Source organism: Lysobacter auxotrophicus (genome assembly GCF_027924565.1).
Taxonomy (GTDB): Bacteria; Pseudomonadota; Gammaproteobacteria; order Xanthomonadales; family Xanthomonadaceae; genus Lysobacter_J; species Lysobacter_J auxotrophicus.
Window position 1 is genome coordinate 1,441,857 of the sequence record NZ_AP027041.1, and the last position, 20,123, is coordinate 1,461,979.

General features: G+C 69.2%; 16 protein-coding genes. 3 read left to right on the forward strand and 13 right to left on the reverse strand.

The genetic code is table 11. The annotated features are described in order from the left end of the window. Window positions 1–3 precede the first annotated feature (3 nt). Window positions 4–1,497 (forward strand): oligosaccharide flippase family protein, encoded by a 1,494-nt coding sequence (locus LA521A_RS06460; protein ID WP_281781491.1) that lies wholly within the window; start codon window positions 4–6, stop codon window positions 1,495–1,497. Window positions 1,498–1,852: 355 nt separating this feature from the next. Here the strand turns inward: LA521A_RS06460 and LA521A_RS06465 are convergent, their stop codons facing one another. Continuing rightward, window positions 1,853–3,784 (reverse strand): choice-of-anchor Q domain-containing protein, encoded by a 1,932-nt coding sequence (locus LA521A_RS06465; RefSeq protein WP_281781492.1) that lies wholly within the window; start codon window positions 3,782–3,784, stop codon window positions 1,853–1,855. 16 nt (window positions 3,785–3,800) lie between these two features. Here LA521A_RS06465 and LA521A_RS06470 point away from each other — a divergent pair, with 16 nt between their 5' ends. Further along, window positions 3,801–4,547, forward strand: a complete 747-nt coding sequence (locus LA521A_RS06470) for a YdcF family protein (RefSeq protein WP_281781493.1) — start codon at window positions 3,801–3,803, stop codon at window positions 4,545–4,547. On the opposite strand, the gene LA521A_RS06475 is transcribed toward LA521A_RS06470, so the two are convergent. The 11 genes from LA521A_RS06475 to LA521A_RS06525 are packed head-to-tail and all read right to left on the reverse strand — an operon-like array spanning window position 4,544 to window position 16,828. Next, window positions 4,544–5,791: a glycosyltransferase family 4 protein gene (locus LA521A_RS06475; RefSeq protein ID WP_281781494.1), complete on the reverse strand. Its 1,248-nt coding sequence runs from the start codon at window positions 5,789–5,791 to the stop codon at window positions 4,544–4,546. The two genes, LA521A_RS06470 and LA521A_RS06475, sit on opposite strands and share 4 nt — an antisense overlap. Continuing rightward, a complete protein-coding gene (locus LA521A_RS06480; RefSeq protein WP_281781495.1) occupies window positions 5,791–6,924 on the reverse strand; it encodes a glycosyltransferase family 2 protein in 1,134 nt (377 codons plus the stop codon). Before LA521A_RS06480 ends, LA521A_RS06475 begins: the two co-directional genes overlap by 1 nt. Next, on the reverse strand, window positions 6,921–7,682 hold the full coding sequence (locus tag LA521A_RS06485; protein ID WP_281781496.1) for a polysaccharide deacetylase family protein: 762 nt from the start codon (window positions 7,680–7,682) through the stop codon (window positions 6,921–6,923). The genes LA521A_RS06480 and LA521A_RS06485 overlap by 4 nt, the downstream gene beginning before the upstream one ends. A gap of 23 nt (window positions 7,683–7,705) precedes the next feature. Next, a complete protein-coding gene (locus LA521A_RS06490) occupies window positions 7,706–8,743 on the reverse strand; it encodes a polysaccharide deacetylase family protein (protein WP_281781497.1) in 1,038 nt (345 codons plus the stop codon). Next, the gene (locus LA521A_RS06495) at window positions 8,740–10,098 is read right to left on the reverse strand and encodes an O-antigen ligase family protein (RefSeq protein WP_281781498.1); all 1,359 of its coding nucleotides are present in this window, start codon (window positions 10,096–10,098) and stop codon (window positions 8,740–8,742) included. Before LA521A_RS06495 ends, LA521A_RS06490 begins: the two co-directional genes overlap by 4 nt. Next, window positions 10,079–11,248, reverse strand: a complete 1,170-nt coding sequence (locus LA521A_RS06500) for a glycosyltransferase (RefSeq protein ID WP_281781499.1) — start codon at window positions 11,246–11,248, stop codon at window positions 10,079–10,081. The genes LA521A_RS06495 and LA521A_RS06500 overlap by 20 nt, the downstream gene beginning before the upstream one ends. 7 nt (window positions 11,249–11,255) lie before the next feature. Continuing rightward, window positions 11,256–12,461 carry a glycosyltransferase gene (locus tag LA521A_RS06505; RefSeq protein ID WP_281781500.1) on the reverse strand — a complete coding sequence of 402 codons (1,206 nt, stop codon included), beginning with the start codon at window positions 12,459–12,461 and terminating at the stop codon, window positions 11,256–11,258. After that, window positions 12,427–13,785, reverse strand: coding sequence for an outer membrane beta-barrel protein (locus LA521A_RS06510; protein ID WP_281781501.1), 1,359 nt, complete (start codon window positions 13,783–13,785; stop codon window positions 12,427–12,429). The genes LA521A_RS06505 and LA521A_RS06510 overlap by 35 nt, the downstream gene beginning before the upstream one ends. Before the next feature lie 45 nt (window positions 13,786–13,830). Further along, window positions 13,831–14,598: a P-loop NTPase family protein gene (locus LA521A_RS06515; protein ID WP_281781502.1), complete on the reverse strand. Its 768-nt coding sequence runs from the start codon at window positions 14,596–14,598 to the stop codon at window positions 13,831–13,833. Then, complete coding sequence (locus LA521A_RS06520; protein ID WP_281781503.1) at window positions 14,595–16,202, reverse strand: XrtA system polysaccharide chain length determinant; 1,608 nt, start codon at window positions 16,200–16,202, stop codon at window positions 14,595–14,597. Before LA521A_RS06520 ends, LA521A_RS06515 begins: the two co-directional genes overlap by 4 nt. After that, window positions 16,199–16,828: an XrtA/PEP-CTERM system exopolysaccharide export protein gene (locus LA521A_RS06525; RefSeq protein WP_281781504.1), complete on the reverse strand. Its 630-nt coding sequence runs from the start codon at window positions 16,826–16,828 to the stop codon at window positions 16,199–16,201. Before LA521A_RS06525 ends, LA521A_RS06520 begins: the two co-directional genes overlap by 4 nt. A gap of 244 nt (window positions 16,829–17,072) precedes the next feature. On the opposite strand from LA521A_RS06525, the gene galE reads away from it, so the two are divergent. Continuing rightward, window positions 17,073–18,161 (forward strand): UDP-glucose 4-epimerase GalE, encoded by a 1,089-nt coding sequence (galE, locus tag LA521A_RS06530; protein WP_281781505.1) that lies wholly within the window; start codon window positions 17,073–17,075, stop codon window positions 18,159–18,161. A 55-nt stretch (window positions 18,162–18,216) separates the two neighbouring features. Here galE and LA521A_RS06535 read toward each other — a convergent pair whose 3' ends face one another. Then, window positions 18,217–19,968 (reverse strand): sulfatase-like hydrolase/transferase, encoded by a 1,752-nt coding sequence (locus LA521A_RS06535; protein WP_281781506.1) that lies wholly within the window; start codon window positions 19,966–19,968, stop codon window positions 18,217–18,219. Between the last annotated feature and the right edge of the window lie 155 nt (window positions 19,969–20,123).

A 20,123-nucleotide genomic window follows, 5' to 3' on the forward strand; every position in this document is an offset into this window, starting at 1 on the left:
CCGATGACCGCTTCCACGCCCGGCCTCGCCCGGCACTACCTGCGTTACTCCACCGCCAACCTGCTGGTGTTGATGGCCGGGCTGGTGTCGTTCCCGCTGCTCACGCGGCTGCTCGACAACACGCAGTACGGCATCCTCGGGTACTACGAAACCTGGGTGCTGATGGCGGTGGCCGTCGCCAAGCTCGGCGCGCAGCACTCGATCCAGCGCTTCTATCCGCACGGCGGCGACGAGCAGCGCATGCGCGCGTTCGCCACCAACCTGTTCTACCTGCCGATGATCGGCTCGCTGTCGCTGTGGGCGTTCGTCGGGGCGGTGGTGATCGTGCACGGCTACGTCACCGGCGACGGGCATTCGCCCGTGTTCTGGATGGCGCTGGTGATGACGCCGATGCTGGTGTACTCCAGCCTCGTGGAAACCGTGCTGCGGGTGACGGAGCAGTCGCGCACGGTGATGCTCACGCGCGTCGCGTGGCGATGGCTGCAACTGGCGCTGATGCTCGGCGCGGTGCTCGCGGTGCAGCACACCGCCGCCGCGGCGTATGGCGGCAAGCTGCTCGCCGTGGTGATCGGCATGGTGTTCTACTTCGGCTGGGCGCGCCGGAACCTGCATTTCGCGCGCAGCACGATGGATGCCGCCGAACTGCGCCAGTCGTTCGCCTACGGCATGCCGCTGGTGGCGACGGAGATCCTCGCTGTCGCGCTGGTGTCGGTGGACCGCATCATGCTGAAGAACCTTTCCGGCGACTTCGCGGTCGTCGGCATCTACAGCGTCGGCGCGGCGCTGGCGATGCAGGTGCACATGTTCATGAACCTCACCGTGTTCGAATCGTTCACGCCCGCCGCCAACCGCGTGTTCACCACCGACGGCGCCGCCGCCGTGCGCGCGCTCAAGCGCACGATGCTGATGCCGATGACCTACGCGGCCATCGGCGTGGCGATGCTGCTGTGGTGCCTGGGCACGGACCTGATCATCGCGCTCAGCGGCGCGGGAAAGGCGCAGTCCGGCCCGGTGTTCGAACTGATGGGCGCGATGAACGCGGTGCTTCCGGTGATGCTGGTGTGCGGTTTCGGTCTGGTGCTCGAGCGGCGCACGAAAACCGTGATGGCGCTGATGGGCGTTGCCGTCGTGGTCAACACGCTGCTCAACCTGTGGTGGATCCCGGCGTTCGGCGTGATGGGCGCGGCCTACGCGACGCTGGCGAGCTCGGTGGTGTCGAGCGTCGCCGCGTGCCTGCTGGTCGACCGTTCGCTGCGCCAGTTCCCGGATGCGAAGACGCTGGCGACAGTGGCGATTGCCGCGGTCGCGGCCCTCATCGGCGAGTGGATCACGATGCAGCTGGCGCTGCGTCCGGGCTGGCAGCGGATGCTGGTCGGCGGCCTGCTGATCGGCGGGCCGTACCTGCTGGTGCTGCTGGCGCTCGACTCGCGGCTTCGGGGGATGTTGTATCCGAAGTTGCGGGCGGTGGAGCGGCGGGTTGAGGGGGTGGTGGGATAGGGCTTCGCTTTCCGGTCGTCATCCAGCGAGGCCAAAGCGCCGCGCTTTTGTAGCCCGGGTAAGCGAAGCGCACCCGGGGACGCGGCCACCTTTCCCCACGGGAGAGGGGTTGGGGTGAGGGGCGGGGCGTGCGATCACGCTGGAACCTGCCGTGCCTTCTCGACGAAAGCCCCGGGTGCGCTTCGCTTACCCGGGCTACAAGAGCCAAGTCCGAGCCTCGCCGATGCCGATGCTGTCAGCCCCTCTCCCCACGGGAGAGGGGTTGGGGTGAGGGGCGGGACAGGCGACCACGCCGGCACTCGCCGCGCGTCGCACAGCGCACAACGCACAACGCAACCCGTCCCAAGGCTACGCTCTAAGACTTCCGCCCACGCCCCTTCCGCATCGCCGCCGCCACGCCCGCTGTCAGCAGCGACGCCGCAGCGAGCGTGCCGATTATCAGCGCCGAGCCCTGCCGCGGCGCGGATGCGCCGGAGGTGTCGTTCGACGCGTTGCCTTCCACCTTCGCCGGCGCAGCTTTCGAACCCTCCGGCGGCGGCGACGCAGGCGCCGATGCCTGGCCGCCCTGGTACTCGATCGCGCCGATGTCCGCCGCGGCGCCCATCGGGCGCGACTGGCGCAGGAAGTCCGACGTCACGCTCGTGTTCTGCGTCGCATGGTCGATTAGCGGGCTGCCGGCGAGCGGGGCGGGGTCGAAGTTCGCTATGTCGAGGCTCGCGATCTTCGGTTCGCGCCCGCACACGTTGCCCGGCGGGCACATGTCGTCCTTGACGTTCCAGAACGCGTTGCCGTCGAAGTTCACCACCGCGGTGCTGTCGTCGGCGTAATGCGCGCAGCTGCGCATGTCGCCGTCGCTGGCGGTGACGTCCTTCTGGCCGATCAGCGCGTTGTTGTAGATGTCCACGCGCGAGGTCTGGTTGCCGCCCGCGGTGAGGATCAGGCAATCGCCCTCGCCGGTGATGGTGTTGTGCCGCACGGTCGCGGTCTGCTTGGGGCCGACGCCGATCGACAGCGCGTTGCCGTATGCGCGGCACATGTCGCCGTCGCTCATTTCGTATTTCTTGTGGAAGTACGCGCACTGGCCGACGATCACCGAGTTCTCGATCAGCGCGTTGCCGGCGGTCTTCACCTGGTTGCCCGCGTTCGCGGCGGCGTACACGCGGCGCACGACGACCGTGGCGGTCTTCGATTCATCGGTGTAGAGCAGGTCCAGGCCGTCGGAGGTGTTGTGGTGGATGCGCGAATCCTCCACCAGCCAGTGCCCGTCGGTCTTGCCGGTGCCCAGGCCGTCGCCGTAGCCACCTTCCTCCTGCGCCCAGCACGCGAACGGCTCGCCGGTCTGCCAGTGCTCGGCGCAGCCGTTCCAGGCGATTTCCACGTTGCGGAACACGATGTCGCCGTCGTTGGAGCTCTCGCCTTCCCCAACGTCGCCATCCCATCCCGCCCAGCCGTTGGCGTGGATGCGCACGCGTTCGATCGTCCAGTCGCGCAGGCCGCCCGCCATCACGCCGCGGCCGGACAGACCGTGGATGTTGAGATCGTGCAGCCACACGTTCCTCGAGCGTTTCGCACCGATGCCGATCGACGCCCACTGGCCGAACGGCGGCGCGTCGCGTTCGCAACGCACTTCGTCGTTGGCATGGAATTCCACGCAGTCGCTCTTGTCGGTGATTTCCAGGCAACCGACCTCGACGTTGTCGGCGTCCTGCAGGTTGAACACGAGGTCGACGCGGTTGGTGCCCCACAGTCTGGGCGGCGCCTTGCAGCCGGCGTCGAACCCCGCACCGAGGATGCGCGTGCGCTGCTGCGGCGTGCCGCTCGGCGGCGCGGCCGGATAGCAGTCGTACGGCGAGGAACGGTCGCAGCGCAGGCTCTTGGTCGAAAGTCCCGGCGATTCCCAGCCGATCATGTAGTCGCCCGGGCCGATGATCAGCGTGTCGCCGCCGTCGATGCGCGGGCGATCGTTGGTCGGCAGCGCGTAGTTCGGGTGGCTCCACGCGCAATCCACGCCGTTGCCGCTGCCGGGATACGGCGCGTCGGCGCGGCCGTTGCACTGTTCGTCGGTGCCGCCGTCGGTGCGCACGTAGTAGGTCGTTGCCGCGAACGCGTGCGACGGCAGCACGACCGACGCGACGAGCATCGCGATCGGCAGGAAGAAGCGAAGGGCGCGAAGCCGCGGGATGGCCATGGTGTGTTCCGGCGCGGGAAGGGGAGCGGGCGTGCCCGTTACGGTGAAGAACGCGTTGCGCGGCTGCGTTCGGCCGTGTCGCGTGCGCGGCCTGTTCATGCAAGACTGCGGCGCCATGAGCCACATCCTGCTTTCGCCGATGACCTGGGCCCTGCTGTGGATGGCGGCGGCGTGGCTCACGTGGACGCGCGCCCGCGCGTGGTGGCGCGCGATGCTGGTCGTCGTCGGTACCGCCATCGTGCTGCTGTGCGCGCCCGTTGGCGCGAACCGGCTGATCCGCGCGGTGGAGTCCAGCGTGCCCGCATCGGCGCGTTGCACGGCCGCGGATGCCGCATCTCCCATCGTCGTGCTGGCCGGCGGCCTGCAGGACGAACCGCGCGCGCAGGACGACTACATCGCGCTGACGCCATCGAGCTGGCGACGGTTGCGCGGCGGCGTGGAGCTGTGGCGCCGTGCATCGCCGGTGTCGATGACGATCGCCGGCGGCGGTCCGTTCGCCATCAGCGAAGCGGCGGTGCTCGGACGGCTCGCGCAGGACTGGGGCGTGCCGGCGCAGTGGCTGCACGAGGAAACCCGATCGACGACCACGTGGGAAAGCGCGATGGCCCTGCGCGGCACGCTGCCGCCGCGCGTGCGGGTGGTGAGTTCGGCGACGCACTTGCCGCGTGCGCGCGTGGCGTTCGAAGCGGCCGGCTTCACGCCCTGCATGGTCGCCAGCGATTCGCTGTACGTGCCGATGGGCAGCGTCGGCTACTTCCTGCCGCAGTTGTCGGCGATGCAGAAAACGCAGATCGCGCTGTACGAGGCGTTGGGCGTGGCGAGTTATCGCTGGAAGGCGAGGGGCGCCGGCGCCAGGCGCTAGGCCTCGATCGCGTCGAAGTTGCCGACGCCCGCGCGCACCGGTCGCGCACCGCCGGCGACAAGCGGCTCGTACGCCCGCAACAGCCGCGTCCCGATCGCCTCCCACCCGTACTCGTCTTCCGCCAGGCGCCGCGCCTCGATGCCGAGTTCGGCGACGCGGGAAGGCGATTCCAGCAGCGACAGCACCGCATTCGCGAAGCCGTCGGCGTCGTCGGCGTACAACGCGCTGTGATCGTGGCGCAGCGCGATGCCTTCGCTGCCCACGCTCGTGGTGACGATCGCCTTGCCCAGCGCCATCGCCTCCAGCACCTTCAGCCGCGTGCCGCTTCCCGCGCGCAGCGGCACCACGTAGACCGAGGCGTCGTGCACGTGCGGACGCAGGTCGTCGACGAAGCCGGCGAGATCGACGTGGGCGCGGACCGCGTCCGGTACTTCGAAACCCTCCGCCTTGCCCACCAGCTCGAAACGCGTCGCCGGTCGCCGCGCGAGGATGCGCGGGAATACCTCGCGCAGGAACCATTCGACGCCATCGCGGTTCGGGAACCAGCCCATCTGCCCGACGAACACCAGCCGGTCGGGGTCGGGCGCGTGCGCCGCCGGCTGGTTGGTGTGCAGATCCACGCCATTGACGACGACGTGCACGTTGCAGCCCGGCGCCAGTTCGCGAAGCCCCTGCGCGTCGACCTCCGAACACGCCAGCACCGCGTCGGCGCGTTCGCAGGCGCGGCGCTCGAAGGCTTCCAGCTTGCCCACCTGGCCGGCGAGGAACCGCCGCGCCCACGCGCGTGGTTCGATGCGTGCTCGCGTGGCGAGCAGGCGATGTTCGACGTTGTGCGCGTTGAGCGTGACGGGCACGCCCTCGGGCACGCAGTCGGCGTGCGCGATCAGCGGCAGCATGTCGAAATGGACTAGGTCCGCGTCGCGGGCCAGGGCGGTCAATCGTGCACGCAGCGCGGGCGCGTCGTATTTCGCGACGAGGAACGGCGTCGGCGTAAGCATGCCGCGCAGCGCCCCGCGCGCGAGTGCGGTGCGCGAGCGTTCGCTCGGGATGCGGAAGGTTTCCACGCGCGCCATGGCGGCATGCAGCGGCGCGGCGTCGGTCGGCAGGTCGTCGTTGCGCTGGAAGCTGAGCAGCGTCACCTCATGCCTGGAGGCCAGCGCACGCAGCACGTGCCACGCGCGCAGCTGGTGGCCTTCGCGCGGCGGGAACGGCAAGCGGCTGGTCACGGCGAGGATGCGGGCCATCAGTGCTTCTTCCACAGGCGCGACGGATCCATCGCCAGCGAGGCCGGCAACGACAGCAGCGCGGCGAAGTTCAGCATCACGAAACTGCTCGCGGCCGGCAGCAGCGGCAATCGCGCGGCCAGGCGCGGCAACACGAGGCCGCCCAGCGCGCCCGCATAGGCGAGCAACTGCAGGCCGAACAGCATCCGGTACACCGGGCCATCGGCGAACGCGCACGCGGCCAACGCGACCAGCAGCGCCCACGGCACGAGCAGGCGCAGGAACTTGTGCGAGAACCACGCGAAGAACACCGGGTTGCCGAACGGATTCACCAGCCACGGCAAGCGCGCCACGAGTTGCCAGTTGCCGGCAAGCGTGCGCAGTTTGCGCTGGAATTCCTCGTCGACGCTGTGGCTGGCGCGATCGAACGCGAGTGCGTCGCGCACCATCCACACGCGATGGCCCGAGCGCAGCACGTGCAGCGGCATCCACATGTCGTCGAGCACGGTGCCGGCGGGAATCGACACGAACAGCGTGCGGCGCAGTGCGTGGATCGAGCCGCTCACGCCATGCAGCCAGCCCAGGCGCGCCTCGTCCGAACGCAGGCGTTTTTCCATGCGCCAGTACAGGCCGACGCCTTCGCCGGTGCCGTGGTCGGCCGCGGCGATCACCAGCTCGCCGCTCACGGCGCCGACGGCGGGATCGGCGAACGGCGCGCACAACGCGCGCAGGGCGCCGGGCGAGAAGCGCTGGCGGACATCGGTGAACGCCACCAACGGGGTGTCGACATGGCCCAGCGCGAGCGTCAGCGCCGCGGCCTTGCCGACGTTGTGCGGCAGATCGAGCACGCGCACGCGCTCGTCGTGGACGGAGGCCGCGGCCCGCGCGGTGCCGTCGCGGCTGCCGTCACTGACGACCAGCACCTGCAGGCGATCGGCGGGATAGTCCTGCATCAGGATGTCGCGCACGCGCGCGGCGATGCGTGCTTCCTCGTCGAACGCGGCGACGACGACGGTGACGTGCTCGCAGTCATCGGCGTCCTGGAACGGCGCGTGCCCGTAGCGCCGCGCCAGCAGAGCGGCGAGCAGCGGATACCCCGCGTAGGCCCACGCGACCAGCGCGATGCACGACCAGAACAGCAGCGCGGCGGTCACAGCAGGCGCTCGCGCAGGCGCTGGTAGCCGCCATTGCCGAGCACGCGCTTGGGCAGCGCGAGCGCCGCATGCCGCGCCTGCATCCAGCGCGCCGGCAGTCCGCGCCAGTGCACCAGCGCAGCGAAATCGTCGAGCGACAGGTTGCGCGTCACCGGCAGGCGTTGCAGCCACGCATCCGTGCGCCGGCGCTTGTTCGGCCCGGGTACCGAACCGAGCAGATGGCGATAGCCCAGCTGCTGCGCCGCGAGCAGTTCGCGTTCGCCGCCGCGTCCGCCGGGCAACGCGATCGACTCGATGGCGCGCCCGCAGATCTGCTGCAACCGGCTGCGGCTGTCGTCCAGTTCGGCGTGCAACTGCGCGAGGTCGAGATCGGAGAGGAACGAATGCGTGCGCCCGTGCGAACCGATGCCCATGCCGTGCGCGGCGAGGCGGCGGATGTCGTCCGGCGCGAGCATGCCGCACTGGCCGATGAAATCGGTGGTGACGAAGAACTCCGCGCGCAGGCCGCGTTCGAGCAGCAGCGGCAACGCGACCTCGACGTTGGACACGTCGCCATCATCGAAGGTGATGATCACGTCGCGCGCGTTGCCGGACGCGAGCGCATCGTCGAGCAGCGGCACGCGATGGCCCTGCTGCACCAGCCAGTCGAGCTGCCGCGCGAACATCTCCGGATGCACGCTGTAGACGGGGTCGAACCGGCCGCGCGAGGACTCCTCGCGGTGCAGGCCGTGGTACATGAGGATCGGCAGCGTGCCCATGGCGAGGTCTCAGCGAAGTGCGGTCATGCAGCGCGCAGTCCGCGCAGCCAGCCGAGCATCCCGCTCGTCTCGCTGAAGAACAGCGCCTTGGAAAGGCGGCCCGACGGCGAACGGAAACGCGCCTCGTGCACGTTGAAACGCAACAGGCGATACGGATCGGCACCCTGACGGTTCACGCCTTCGATGGACGTGGTCGCCGTGGCGAAGCCCGCGTCGCGCACCAGGCGCACATCGCGGTCGCTGAAATCGGCGCGCCCGCCGTTCGGGTACGCGAAATGGCGCGGCGCGTTGCCCAGTTCGGCGGCGATGCTCGCGCGCGACAGCCCGATTTCCTCGCTGGCCGCGGCGTCGTCGAGCCGGCTCAGGATCGCGTGGCTGCAGGTGTGGCCGCCGATCTCCACGCCGCCGTCGGCCAGGCGCCGCACGTCGCTCCAGTCGAGCATCTCGCGGTCTTCGTGCGGGAGCGGGCGAGGGCGCGCCTGCTCGCAGACGTGGTCGACCCAGGCTTCCAGCTCGGCCGGTTCCAGCGTCTTCAGGCGCGGCGGGAGCAGTTCGTACAGGCGGTTGCGATCGTCGCGTAGCGACAGATCGAAGTGGCCCAGCCCAAGCCCGCCAAGATCGATCTGGTCGCGGCTGCGCGATTCCACCGCATGCACGAGGCGGTACGCCCAGATCGGCTCGCCGCCGATGTGGCCCGTTGCGACGTAGACCACCGCCGGCACCGGGCCGCCGAGGCTGGCGTCGATCAGCCCGAGGTTGTCGCGGTAGCCGTCGTCGAAGGTGAGTGCGTAGTGGATCTTCTGCGCGCGCTCCGGCGCGAGCGAACGCAGGCCGTCGTCCAGCCCGACCAGCGCATTGCGCGTGCGCAGCCACGCCAGCATCTGCCGCAGCTGCGTGCGCGAGACGCTGAGCGGGAACGGATCGTGGTCCTCGCGCAGGCGGTGCAGCATCAGGATCACCAGCCCGGCGCCGCTGACCCGGCGGTAGAGGCCGTCGAGCCCGCTGTAGTGGCTGCACAGCGCGAGCGAGTAACGCAGCCAGGTGCGAAGCAGGGCGGTCATCGTGCGGAATCCTCCGGCGGCAGGTGGCGCGCCTTCACCACCAGGCCCATGTAGGCCCAGAAGTAGGCGATTACCGGGTAATACGTAAAACGGTCGCCGAAGAGGTTGGCGATGACCATCGACACCCACGCGCCCATCATTCCCAGGGCCAGCGCATACCGCCAGGTGCCGGTCCGCGCCTCGCGCACCTCGCGCATCGCCGTGCGCAGCACCGCGATCAGGATGCCCAGCAGTGCGATGGCGCCAAGCACGCCACCTTCGCTCAGGGTGCGGATGTAGAGGTTGTGCGTGTCGCGGCCGTAGGGGTTGATCTCGCGGTGGTGGAAGGTGTGGTAGCCGGTGCCCACCACCGGGTTGCGCAGGAAGTTCGCCCACGCGATCTTCCAGTATTCGATGCGCAGCTCGGTGCTCTCGTCGCGCTTGCCTTCCTCCACCGTCGTGCTGTCGAAGCGTTCGACGACCGACGCCGGCAGCACCGCCGGCAGCACCACCACCGCCAGGCACAGCGGCAGGATCAGCTTCAGCCGCCCGCGCCAGACCATGATGACCACCACCATGCCCATGATCAGGCTGATGTACGCCGTGCGCGAGTACGCATAGAGCACGCCGACGATCATGCAGCCGATGCCGCCCATCAGCACGATCTTCCACTTGCGCGACAGCCGGCACGCGAGCAGCAGCGCGAACAGCACCACCGCGACGGTCACGCAGAACGCGGCGAATTCGTTGGCGCCCAGCAGCGCGAAGGTGCCGCTGATGCGCAGGTCGTCGGTGTAGTGCGTGCTGGCGACGCTGCGGTGCTGGTTCCACACCACCTTGGCGATGTACGGCAGCGGCAGCAGCGTGGCGAGCACGACCAGGCGCACGCCGTTCCAGTCGCGCACGCTCATCTGCACGACGTAGATGACGAACAGCCCGACCATGTGGTCCTTGAGCTGGTTGAAGTGGTTGGTCGGATCGTCCACGAAGTGGAAGCCGATCAGAAGCGACAGCGTCATGTAGATCGCGTAGACCGCCGTCCAGGTGTTCATCGGCTCGTTCGGCGCGAGCTTGCCGCCCTGCGCCATGGCCGTGAACAGCGAGATCAGGAACATCACGTTGAGGAAATTGAAGCCGCCGCCGATGTTGGGCAGGTAGCCGGCGGTGATGTTCTGCAGCGGCAGCAGGATCAGGAACGCGAACAGCGGCCAGTTGCGTGGCGCGCGCGTGGTCGCCCGCGCGGACGCCTGCGCGGTGTCGGCCGAACCGGGCACGACCGGCAGGCGCGTGCGCGTGGCCGAGGGCATCGCGCCGCGCAGCGCTTTCGCCGCGAGCGGGAAGCGCGAACCGCCGGCGTCAGGATGCGCGCCGCGCATGGCGCTTCTCCAGCAGGTCGCGGTACAGCGCGACGTAATCGGCGGCCATCGCCTGGGCGCCGTGGCGCTCGCGCACGTGGTCGCGCGCGGCGACATCGCGCGTGCGCGGCGCGGCCAACGCCGCTTCCAGCGCGGATTCCAGCGCGGCCGCGTCGCCGGGCGGAATCGTGCGTCCGTGCGCGGCGTGTTCGAGCAGTCGCGGGATGTCGCCGACGGCGCTGGCGATCACCGGGACCTCGCAGGCCATCGCTTCGAGTACGACCAGCGGCATGCCTTCGGTGAGCGAGGGCAGCACGAGGTGGTCGGTGAGCGTGTAGATCGCGGGCATGTCGTGGCGCATCCCGAGGAAATGCACGCGGTCGTTCAGCGCGAGGCTGTGCGCGAGCGCTTCGAGTTCCTCGCGTTCGGGCCCGTCGCCGACGACCAGCAGCACCGCGAGCGGCTGGCGGTTCGCAACGCAGGCGAACGCGCGTAGCAGCATCGCGAGGTTCTTCTCGCTGGAAAGTCGGGCGACGGCGGAAAACACGTGCGCATCGGGTGCGATGCGAAGCTGCGTGCGAAGCGCCGTCGCGGCGGATTCGTCGCGCACCGGGTATTCGATGCCGTTGCCGATGTGGCGGATGCGCGAGCGCGGAACGCCCGCGCGCGCGAGGCGGTCGATCTGTTCGGCGGCCACCACGACCAGCGCGTCGAAGCGGCGCAGCAGCGCGAGTTCCAGCCGCGTGTACAGGCGCAACGCCGTGGAGCCTTCGACCCAGCCGTGCAGCGTCGCGACCAGCGGCGCGGGCGCGGCGGCGTGGTGTTCGCGGCGCGTGGCGATCCAGGCGTAGAAGGCGCTCTTGTAGTCGTGCACGTGCACGACCGGCGGCAGGCCGGCGCGGTCGCGCGCGGCACCGACCTGGGCGGCGAGCGCGCCGATCGTCGAGGCATCCACCCGGCCGCGGCACGGCAGCAGCACGGCGTCCTGGCCGCGGGTGGAGGCGATGTCGTGCAGCGCCTGTTCGGACATGCGGTAGTTGTTGATGCTCAGCAGCCGGCTGCGCGCGCCGCTGCGGTCGAGCGCGCGGTTGAGCGCGAGCACCACGCGATCGGCGCCGTAGAGGCCGGCGCTGGAGCGGACCTGCAGGGCGAACGGGCGCAGTTCGTTCATCGCGACCTCACTCGCGACCGAGCAGGCGGCGATAGAGGCGGTCGAAGGCGAGCACCATCGCGTCGAGCGAGAATTCGCGTTCGATGCGCGTGCGCGCGGCCAGGCCCATGCGGCGGCGCGCGTGCGGCGATTGCGCCAGCCATTGCAGGGAAGCCGCCAGCGAGATCGGGTCCAGCGGCGGCACCAGCAGGCCGGTCTGTTCGTGCTGCACCAGGTGCAGGTTGCCGCCGACGGCGGTCGCCACCACCGGCAGGGCGCAGGCCATCGCTTCGAGGATCGCGTTGGACATGCCCTCGCTCGACGAGCACAGCACCAGCGCGTCCATCGCCGGCAGCAGGTCGGCGACATCGTCGCGGAAGCTGAGCAGGTGCACGTCCTCGCCCAGGCCAAGCTCGGCGATCTTCGCCTTGATCTCCGGCAGCCCCGGGCCATCGCCGACGAGCAGCAGGCGCGCCTGCGGCACGTTGCGGCGCACGTTGGCGAAGGCGTCGAGCAGGTCGACGTGGCGCTTCACCGGCGTGATGCGCGCGACGCAGCCGAAGACGATGGCGTCGGCGTCCAGGCCGAGCACGGAACGGGCATCGAGCCGGCGCTGCAGCGGCGCGGGCGCGTAATGCCGCGTGTCCACGCCGTTGGGGATCCACGTCATCCGCATCGGATCGAGCCGCTCGCACTGCGCCAGGCCCGACAGGATCTGCCGCGCCGGCGCCACGACGGTGTCGTAACGCGGGTTGAGCCAGCGGAATGCGTGCTGCAGTTTCGGGCTCTTCTTGAAGCCCATGTCGCGACGGTTCGAGATGTACACCGTGCCCGGCAGGCGCGGCAGCAGCGCGTTGAGCACGTCGGCCTTCTCGTGCTGCGACTGCACGACGTCGAAGCGCTCGCGGCGCAGCATCGCCGAGAGCTCGCGCAATGCCCGCAGGCCGGTGCGGTCGTACACCGCGTGCACCGGCAGCGACATCATGCGCAGGTGCGGCTGCGTCAGCAGGTGGCGGCCGTGGTTGCCCGGCATCTGCTGCTCGTGCAGCTGCACCAGCGTGATGCGGTACGCATCGGCCGGCAGGCGCGTGGCGAGGTTCTGCAGGAAGCGTTCGCTGCCGCCGGGCGCGAGCACGGGCGTGTCGGTGACCAGCAGCAGCCGGATGCGCCGGTCCGCGACGTGCGCGGGGGCGAGCGGTTCAGCGGGTATAGCGAACGCTGAAGATGGCGGCATTCTCGTCATAGCTCGCTTCGTTGGCGTTGCTGTCGCGTTCCTGGTGGCGCAGGTCGAACCCCAGGCTCCAGTGGCGGGTGAGGATCTTCGACATGCCGATGTAGACCGAGAAGTCGTCGTCGTCGCGGTCGAAGCTGTCGAAACTGCGGAAGCCGGCGGACGCCGACACGTTGAGGAACCACGACGGGGTGATCGACCAGCTCACGCCGGCGCCGATGCCGTAGCTGCCTTCGCTCTCGGCGGTGGGGTCGACGTAGTCGTTGTCCTCGTAGTACGGACGGATCGTCGCGTCCCAGCGCTCGCCGTTGTAGCGGTAGCCGATGTCGATGCGGCGCTGGCGGTACAGATCGGGACCGATGGTGACGTCGCTGGGATCGGGCGAGGGCGCGCCGCCCGGCGTGGCCGGCACGCCGGTCGGATCGACCGCGTTGGTCATCAGCTCCTGCGCCGCGTCGGAGAACTGGTAGTACACGCCCATGTCGAGCGTGCTGCGCGAGGTCGGCCGCCACGTCAGCACGGTGCGGAACAGCGGCGCGTCGTCCTTGGTGTTGTAGTCGGTCAGCTCGACCCACGAATAACCGGCGCGGATTTCCAGGTCGATGTTGGCGAGGTTGCGGTTCCAGGTGACGTAGCTGTCCAGGCGGCGGTAGTCCGCGCCGAGCGTGTCCAGGCTGACCTGGTCGTACTGCACCTCGCTGCCTTCCACGGTGAAGCCGATGCGCGTGGTCGCGCTGGGCTCCTGCCACAGCGTAAACGCCGCGTTGTAGCGATCGCCGTTGAAGTCGTCGCTTTCCTCGGCCCAGTAGTTGTTGTAGCGAAGGTCCAGCCGCACGCGCGTCGCGTCGCCCGGGCGCAGGTTGAACTGCGTGCCGGCGACGAAGACGTTCACCTGCTGCTGGTTGCCCGGCGCGTCGGGCGAGAGCACGTCGATGGGCTCGTAGTTGGCGTAGTCCTCGACGATGACCTTCATGCGGTCCTGCCAGGTCGTCCAGTTGAACGTGCCCACCAGCGAGGCGAGCACGTCGTCGTCGAACACGCCGCCGGTGTAGTACAGGTATTCCACGCCGCCGCGCGCGGCCAGCGTGGTGTTGCGGCCGGTCTGGGTGAGGTCGAAATCCACGTCGGTGGCGAACGTGCTTTCCTCCATCGGGTTGGTCTGCGTCAGCGCGATGTTGTCGCTGTGCTCGACGCGCCCGCCGATGGAGTAGTTGATCTGCGCCGCACGCGCGCCCGGCACCGCCGCCGGCAGCGTGGCCAGCAGCGCGAGGCAGAGCGCGGATCGACGGGACGAACCCGCGACCGGTTGGAGTCTTCCGCTGGCCATTGCATCTCCCCGTGGTTGCCAGGTGCCGGATGTCCGCAACTGCGTTCAGACGCCTTCGTTGAAGACCACGCCGGCGAACTTGGCCGGATCGAAGTTCGCCGCGGCCTGCGCGATGGTCGATGCGGTGTCGCGGCCGTAACCGGCGACCAGGATCACCACGTCGGCGATGTCGGCCAGGATGCGTGCGTCCGGCGTGCCGCGCACCGGCGGCCCGTCGAGGAAGACGTAGCAGTTCGGATGGCGGCTGCGGATGGAGTCCAGCAGCAGGCGCATGCGCACCGAGGAGAAATACTCCGCGCCGACTTCGCGCGTCGTGCCGGCCGGGATCAGGCGCAGCCCGTTCACGCCGGTTTCGTAGATGACGTCGGAGAGGTCCGCGTCGGGGTTTTCCAGGTATTCGACGAGCCCGCCGTTGTCGGTGTCGATCTTCATCGTGCGCGCCTGCGAGGGATGGCGCACGTCGCAGTCGACCAGCAGCGCGCTCTTGGTTTCATCGAACGCCATCGCCGTGGCCAGGTTGCGCGCGACGAAACTTCCGCCGCTGCCGGTGCTCACCGGTGCGACCAGCGCGACGAAGCTGCCTTCCACCGCGGCCAGCAGGCGCGTGCGCAATTCGCGGAACGCATCGACCTCGGGGCGCGAGACGCCGCCGCGATGGATGATCGCGCGGTCTTCCAGCTGCGTCGGCGTGAGCAGCTCGACGCCGGCGGTGCGCGTGATGGCGGGGCGCAGGTCGGGCTCGGGCGCGGGCTCGCGCTGCGCCTGTTCGCGTTCGGTATCGGTGTCGAGTACGGCTTCGGACGGGAGAGTCATTGCAGGTTCACCATTTTCAGGGCGAGGACCGCGCCGTACACGAGCGGCACCACCAGGAAGATCATCGCGGCGATGACGAAGCGGCGCGTGCCGAGGCGACGCGACGGCGCCGTCTGGTAACGCGGCACGCTGCCCAGCACCGGCAGCGCCGATGCGGTTTCGATCTGGTACGGCGAGCGCACGCGCGGATCCAGGCGCACGAAGCCGAACAGCAGCAGGAGCGGTGCGAGGGCGGCGGCACCGAGGCCGGCGCTGGCGACGTGTACCAGGCGCAGGCCGACGCCACGCAGCGGATAGCTCGCCGGTTCCTGCACGCGGAAACTCAAACCGCGTTGTTCCGCGTCCAGGCTCATCGACACGCGGGCGTTTTCGCGGCGCTTGAGCAGGTCCTGGTAGAGGTCGCGATTGACTTCGTAGTCGCGCGAGAGCTCGGCCATCGTGCTTTCGGACGCGGCGATGTGGCGGCTGCGCGCGAGTTCCTGGTCGAGCAGCGCCTGGCTGGTGTTGATGCGCGACTGCACCGCAGCAGCCTGGCGGCGGTTCTCGGCCGTCTTGCTCTTGAGTTCGCCGTACAGCGGGTTGAACGAGGCGACGCCACCCAGCGCGGTGCCGCCGACGCGCGAGGCGTCCGAAGGCGAGGGCGGCGCGTCCTTCAGCGCGGCCTGTCGCGCGTCCTCGCGGCGCACTTCCTCTTCCAGATCGCGGATCTGATGCTGCACGCGGACCACGTCCGGATGCTGCTCGGTGTAGTTCATCAGCAGCTTGTCGTGCTCGGCCTCCAGCTCGGCCATGCGCGCCAGCAGCTGGCCCGAGCGCGTCTGCACCAGGTTCACCTCGTTCTCGCCATTGAGCTGGCCCTGCAGCGCGTTGCCCTGCGACTCCAGGTCCATCAGTTCCATGCGCGAGGTGTCGACCATGCGGCGCAGCTCGGCGATGCGCGAGTTCACGTCGCCGTCGATGCCCGGGCGCGCGTCCGGATTGGACTTGCGATAGGCCTCCAGCTTCGATTCGGCATCGGTGAGCTTCTTGTGGTACGCGCGCACCTGCGAGTCGATGAAGTCGTAGGCGTCGCGGCTTTCGCGTTCCTTCGTCGCCAGGCTTTCCTGGATGATCAGTTCGGCGAAGCGCTTGGTCACCGCGTGCGCGCGCGCCGGATCGGTGTCGGTGTACGACACGCGGATCAGGTTGTCGCGCGGGTTGGAGATGATGGTGCGGCCGGTGATCAGCTCGATGATCTGGTCCTGCTGCACGGGCGTGGGATTCTTCGCCATCCAGCCGCCGGTCTTGAGGATGTCCTCCATCGTCTTGCGGCTGAAGGCGACTTCGCGCGTGATCGCGGCGCGGCTCACCACGCTGGTCGGCACGGCGCGGCCTTCCATCAGCGGCTTGATGATGTTGCTTTCCTCGACCAGGATCGTCGTCTGCGAGTTGTACTTCTTCGGCAGCAGCATCCCGAACACGAGCGCGCCGAGCGCGATCAGCGTGAACACCGTCGCCAGCAGCACGGGGCGGCGACGCCATTCCTCGAAGGCGACCGGCACCATCGCCGCGATCGCGGACGGGCGGGCCTCCGGGATCGTGAGTTCCGTCGACGCGCCGTTCACAGCGTGCGTTCCGGAACGGTGATGACGTCGCCCGGGGCCACCTTGAAATTGGTGGTGAGGTCGCCGTCTTCCAGGATGTGGTCCAGCCGCACCGCATAGCTGCGCGTGCTGTCGCCGGTCTTCCGATACAGGTCGGACTTCGCGGGCGCGGCGAATTCGGTCACGCCGCCGGCGGCGAGCACCGCGTCGAGGACCGTCATGCCTTGGCGGAACGGGATCGAAATGGGTTGTCGCACCGCGCCGGTGACGCGCACGCGCGAGAGGTATTCGTGGCTGCGAAGGTCGGTGAGGATCACCGCGACCTGCGGATCGCGGACGAACGCGCCCAGGCGTTCCTGGATTTCCTTCGCGACTTCGTTCGGGGTGCGGCCACCGGCGGCGACGTCGCCCACCAGCGGCACGGAAATCTTGCCGTCCGGACGCACCGGGACGGTGATGCCCAGTTCCGGGTTGCGCCACACGGAGACCTGCACGATGTCGTCGATGCCGATCTGGTAGGCGTCGACCAGGTTCTCCGATTCCGCCGGCGGCGGGGCGATGGCGCCACGACCGGACGAGGCGCAGGCGGACAGGAAGAGCGTCGCTGCGAAAACGGCGGCGACGGAGATGAAGCGGAACGTGCGCATACGGAAACCCCCTTGCATTCGTCCAGATCGAACGGCGCGGCGGCGGATTTCCGGCCAGCGTTCCGCAGCGCATCCAAGGGGGCCGCCACGTTTGCCGGGACCGGGCGCGCATTGCGTTGGAGGAATCAGGACGGCGGACGGTCGCCGTCCGGGGAGCCGCCAGCCACACGGCGGCGTGTGCGCGACGGACGCCCGGCGGCCGTGGGCGCGTCGTCCTGCGAAGGCGTTCCGGAACATCCATCGAATGCGAATCCTCGTCTGCGGAGGCGCCGGTTACATCGGCAGCCACACCTGCCTGAGCCTCATCGAACGCGGCCACCAGGTCGTGATCGCCGACAGCGGCGTGAACTCGTCGCCGCGCGTCGTGCCGCGCCTGCGCCGCCTCGCCGGCGTGCCGCTGCCCGTGCATCGCGTGGACCTGCGCGATCGCGTCGCGCTGACCGCGTTGTTCGCGACCTACCGCTTCGACGCGGTGCTGCATTTCGCAGCGCTGAAGGCCGTCGGCGATTCGTGCCGGCGCCCGCTGGACTACTTCGACAACAACATCAGCGGCACCATCGTCCTGTTGCAGGCGATGAAGGCCGCGGGCGTGCGGCGGCTGGTGTTCAGCTCATCGGCGACCGTGTACGGCGAGCCGGCGCAGGTGCCGGTGCGCGAGGACGCGGGCCTGTCGGTGATGAATCCCTACGGCCGCACGAAACTCGTCGCCGAGCAGCTGATCGGCGATGTGTGCACGGCGGATGCGGATTTCCGCGCGGCGAACCTGCGTTACTTCAACCCGGTCGGCGCGCATGCATCGGGCACGATCGGCGAGGATCCGTGCGGCGAACCGACGAACCTGATGCCCTACATCTGCCAGGTCGCCGTGGGCGCGCGCGAGAAGCTGCGCGTGTTCGGCGGCGATTACCCGACGCCGGACGGCACCGGCGTTCGCGACTACATCCACGTCGTCGACCTGGCACGCGCGCACGTGGACGCGCTGGAGTTCATGGCGCGCGCGGACCGCAGCCTCACCGTCAACCTCGGCACCGGCCGCGGCGTGAGCGTGCTGGACCTGGTACACGCGTTCGAGCGCGCGAGCGGACGCCGCATCCCGTACGAGATCGTCGAGCGCCGCCCGGGCGACGCGGCATCGGTCTACGCCGATCCGTCGCTGGCGCACGAACTGCTCGGCTGGCGCGCGGAATTCGACGTCGACGCGATGTGCCGCGACGCATGGCGCTGGCAGTCGATGAATCCGGATGGGTATCGGACGGTGGTGCGCCGTGAGGTGGCGTCACCGCGCGGACGGCGAGCGCGGATCGGCGTGTCGCGGGTGGTGGATGCGGTTTGAGTTGTGCCGCGCTAGGGCGCAAGCAGCGAGGCGTCCTGCGGCGTCGCGCGTTCGACTAGGGCGCACCACTCGCCGCGCCTGCATCCTCGCCCGCGGCTCGCCGATCCTCCGCCAGCACGCGCTGCAATCCATCGCGCAATTGCGTCGGCTGGCCGATGGGATTCCACACCGGTTCGCGGCCGAAGCGGACGAAGTAGGTCGAGAGGAAGCGGGTGTTGTCTTCCGGGAGTGCGTCGAACAGGTCGGCTTCCAGGTTCGCGTCGATGCCGGGCGGGCCGTAGCCCATGAGCGTGAGCAGGGTGGGGTACACGTTGAAGGCGCTGGCGCGGTCCTGGTTGCGGCGTGCGGCATCGCGCAGGAGCGGTGAGAGTTCGGCGTTTCGCGTGATCGTCGCCAGCGGGATGCGGCCTTCGGTCGGCGACGCGGTGCCGATCGTGCAATGCGTCTGCTCGCCGGGGCTGCCGTCTTCGTGGAAGTTCTGGCCGTGGTCGGCGGTGTAGACGATCAACGTGTCCTCCAGGTCCACGTTCGCCAGTGCTTCGCGGAAGAAGCCGCGCGTGTTCCATGCCAGGCAGTTCCGATAACTGTTGACCTGGCGCCAGCGCTGCTCGGCGTTCCGGGCCTGCCGGAAGCCGGAGCCGTCGTCGGTTTCCTTCGACACGAACGCGCGCGACATCGTCGGCGAATACAGAGTGTTGGCGGTCGGGTACTTGCCTTCGTACGGGAAATGGCAGCCCATCTTGTTGACGTAGGTGAAGCTGGGGCGATCGCGCAGCAGCACGCGGTTGAGCAGGCGGCCGGCCTCGATGTCCTTCGCGTCCGGCGCGAACGCCGTGCCGACCTGCACGAACTCGTCGATCTCGCCGACTTCGCGCGGGTCCATGAAGTTCTGCAGCTTGCCGTCGTGACGCTGCGCATCGATGTAGATCGTGCGATAGCCCGCGCGGTTCGCGTAGCGCCAGAACGACGGATTGAGCTGGAGGTCCTTGAGATAACTGTCGCGCGTGACGCCGTAGCGCACACTGGCGTTGGAGGTGGCCGAGCAGTTCGCCGTCGATGCGGCGATGCCGAAGTTCGCCAGCGCGCTGCCGAGCGGACGCAGGCCGGTTTCCACGCCGTCCTCGACGTTGAGGTCGACGTAATCGCCGCGCACGCTTTCGTCCATCACCAGCACGATGTGGCGGAACGGTCGCTGGCCGAGGTGCGCGAGCGCGATGTCCTCGCGTTCCGGCCGTGGCGGCGCGAGCACCTTCTCGGCGCCGAGCACGCCGGCGAATGCCGCGGTCGTGTACTGGCCGGGAAATCCGTTGGACCCTTCGCCGCCGCGCAGGTAGAGGATCGCGCCGATGGCGACCACCGGGAACAACTGCAGCAGCCCCGGGTTGCGCTGCGGCCAGCGCAGCAGCGAGGGCGAGTTCGGCGGTGCGAGCCACGGCGGCAGATTGATCGCCACCACGCCCAGCGCCGACCACGCGACAGCCTGCAACACCTGCGCGTCGTGGAAACCCTTCAGGTTGCCGGCGAAGCCGATCAGGCCCAGGAGCTGCTCGAATTCGATCAGGCCCAGATGGCGCGAGACGATCAGCGCGTGGGCGAGGGTGAAAGTGCTGCCGAGGAAGAAGATCGCGCTCCACACCACGCGCGTGGTCGCGCGGGCATGGAACGCGAGTACCAGCATCGTCACGATGCACAACAGCCAGACCGCGGCGAACACCGCCAGGCCGGGCTGCAGCCCGATGTGGGCCACGCGCTCGGCGAGCAGGCGGTTGGTGCCCAGCAGATAGGCGCCGATCAGCACCAGCTTCACTGCGATCCATGCAGCCGGTGCCCTGGAAACCCATCCGCCCATGCGATCTCGCCCCCCGTTGCGCCGCCTTCCGGCGGAACCGCTTGTGTCCGGCGCGCGGCCGGGTTCCGGCCACTCCCGCTCGGCGCGGGAGGGCCTCACTTCGGGTTAACGCA

Bases quoted from the DNA above. Each gene is read 5' to 3' on its own strand.
- LA521A_RS06460 (WP_281781491.1), top strand. From the start codon at position 4: ATGACCGCTTCCACGCCCGGCCTCGCCCGGCACTACCTGCGTTACTCC.
- LA521A_RS06465 (WP_281781492.1), bottom strand. From the start codon at position 3,784: ATGAACAGGCCGCGCACGCGACACGGCCGAACGCAGCCGCGCAACGCG.
- LA521A_RS06470 (WP_281781493.1), top strand. From the start codon at position 3,801: ATGAGCCACATCCTGCTTTCGCCGATGACCTGGGCCCTGCTGTGGATG.
- LA521A_RS06475 (WP_281781494.1), bottom strand. From the start codon at position 5,791: ATGGCCCGCATCCTCGCCGTGACCAGCCGCTTGCCGTTCCCGCCGCGC.
- LA521A_RS06485 (WP_281781496.1), bottom strand. From the start codon at position 7,682: ATGGGCACGCTGCCGATCCTCATGTACCACGGCCTGCACCGCGAGGAG.
- LA521A_RS06490 (WP_281781497.1), bottom strand. From the start codon at position 8,743: ATGACCGCCCTGCTTCGCACCTGGCTGCGTTACTCGCTCGCGCTGTGC.
- LA521A_RS06495 (WP_281781498.1), bottom strand. From the start codon at position 10,098: ATGCGCGGCGCGCATCCTGACGCCGGCGGTTCGCGCTTCCCGCTCGCG.
- LA521A_RS06500 (WP_281781499.1), bottom strand. From the start codon at position 11,248: ATGAACGAACTGCGCCCGTTCGCCCTGCAGGTCCGCTCCAGCGCCGGC.
- LA521A_RS06505 (WP_281781500.1), bottom strand. From the start codon at position 12,461: ATGCCGCCATCTTCAGCGTTCGCTATACCCGCTGAACCGCTCGCCCCC.
- LA521A_RS06510 (WP_281781501.1), bottom strand. From the start codon at position 13,785: ATGGCCAGCGGAAGACTCCAACCGGTCGCGGGTTCGTCCCGTCGATCC.
- LA521A_RS06515 (WP_281781502.1), bottom strand. From the start codon at position 14,598: ATGACTCTCCCGTCCGAAGCCGTACTCGACACCGATACCGAACGCGAA.
- LA521A_RS06525 (WP_281781504.1), bottom strand. From the start codon at position 16,828: ATGCGCACGTTCCGCTTCATCTCCGTCGCCGCCGTTTTCGCAGCGACG.
- galE (WP_281781505.1), top strand. From the start codon at position 17,073: ATGCGAATCCTCGTCTGCGGAGGCGCCGGTTACATCGGCAGCCACACC.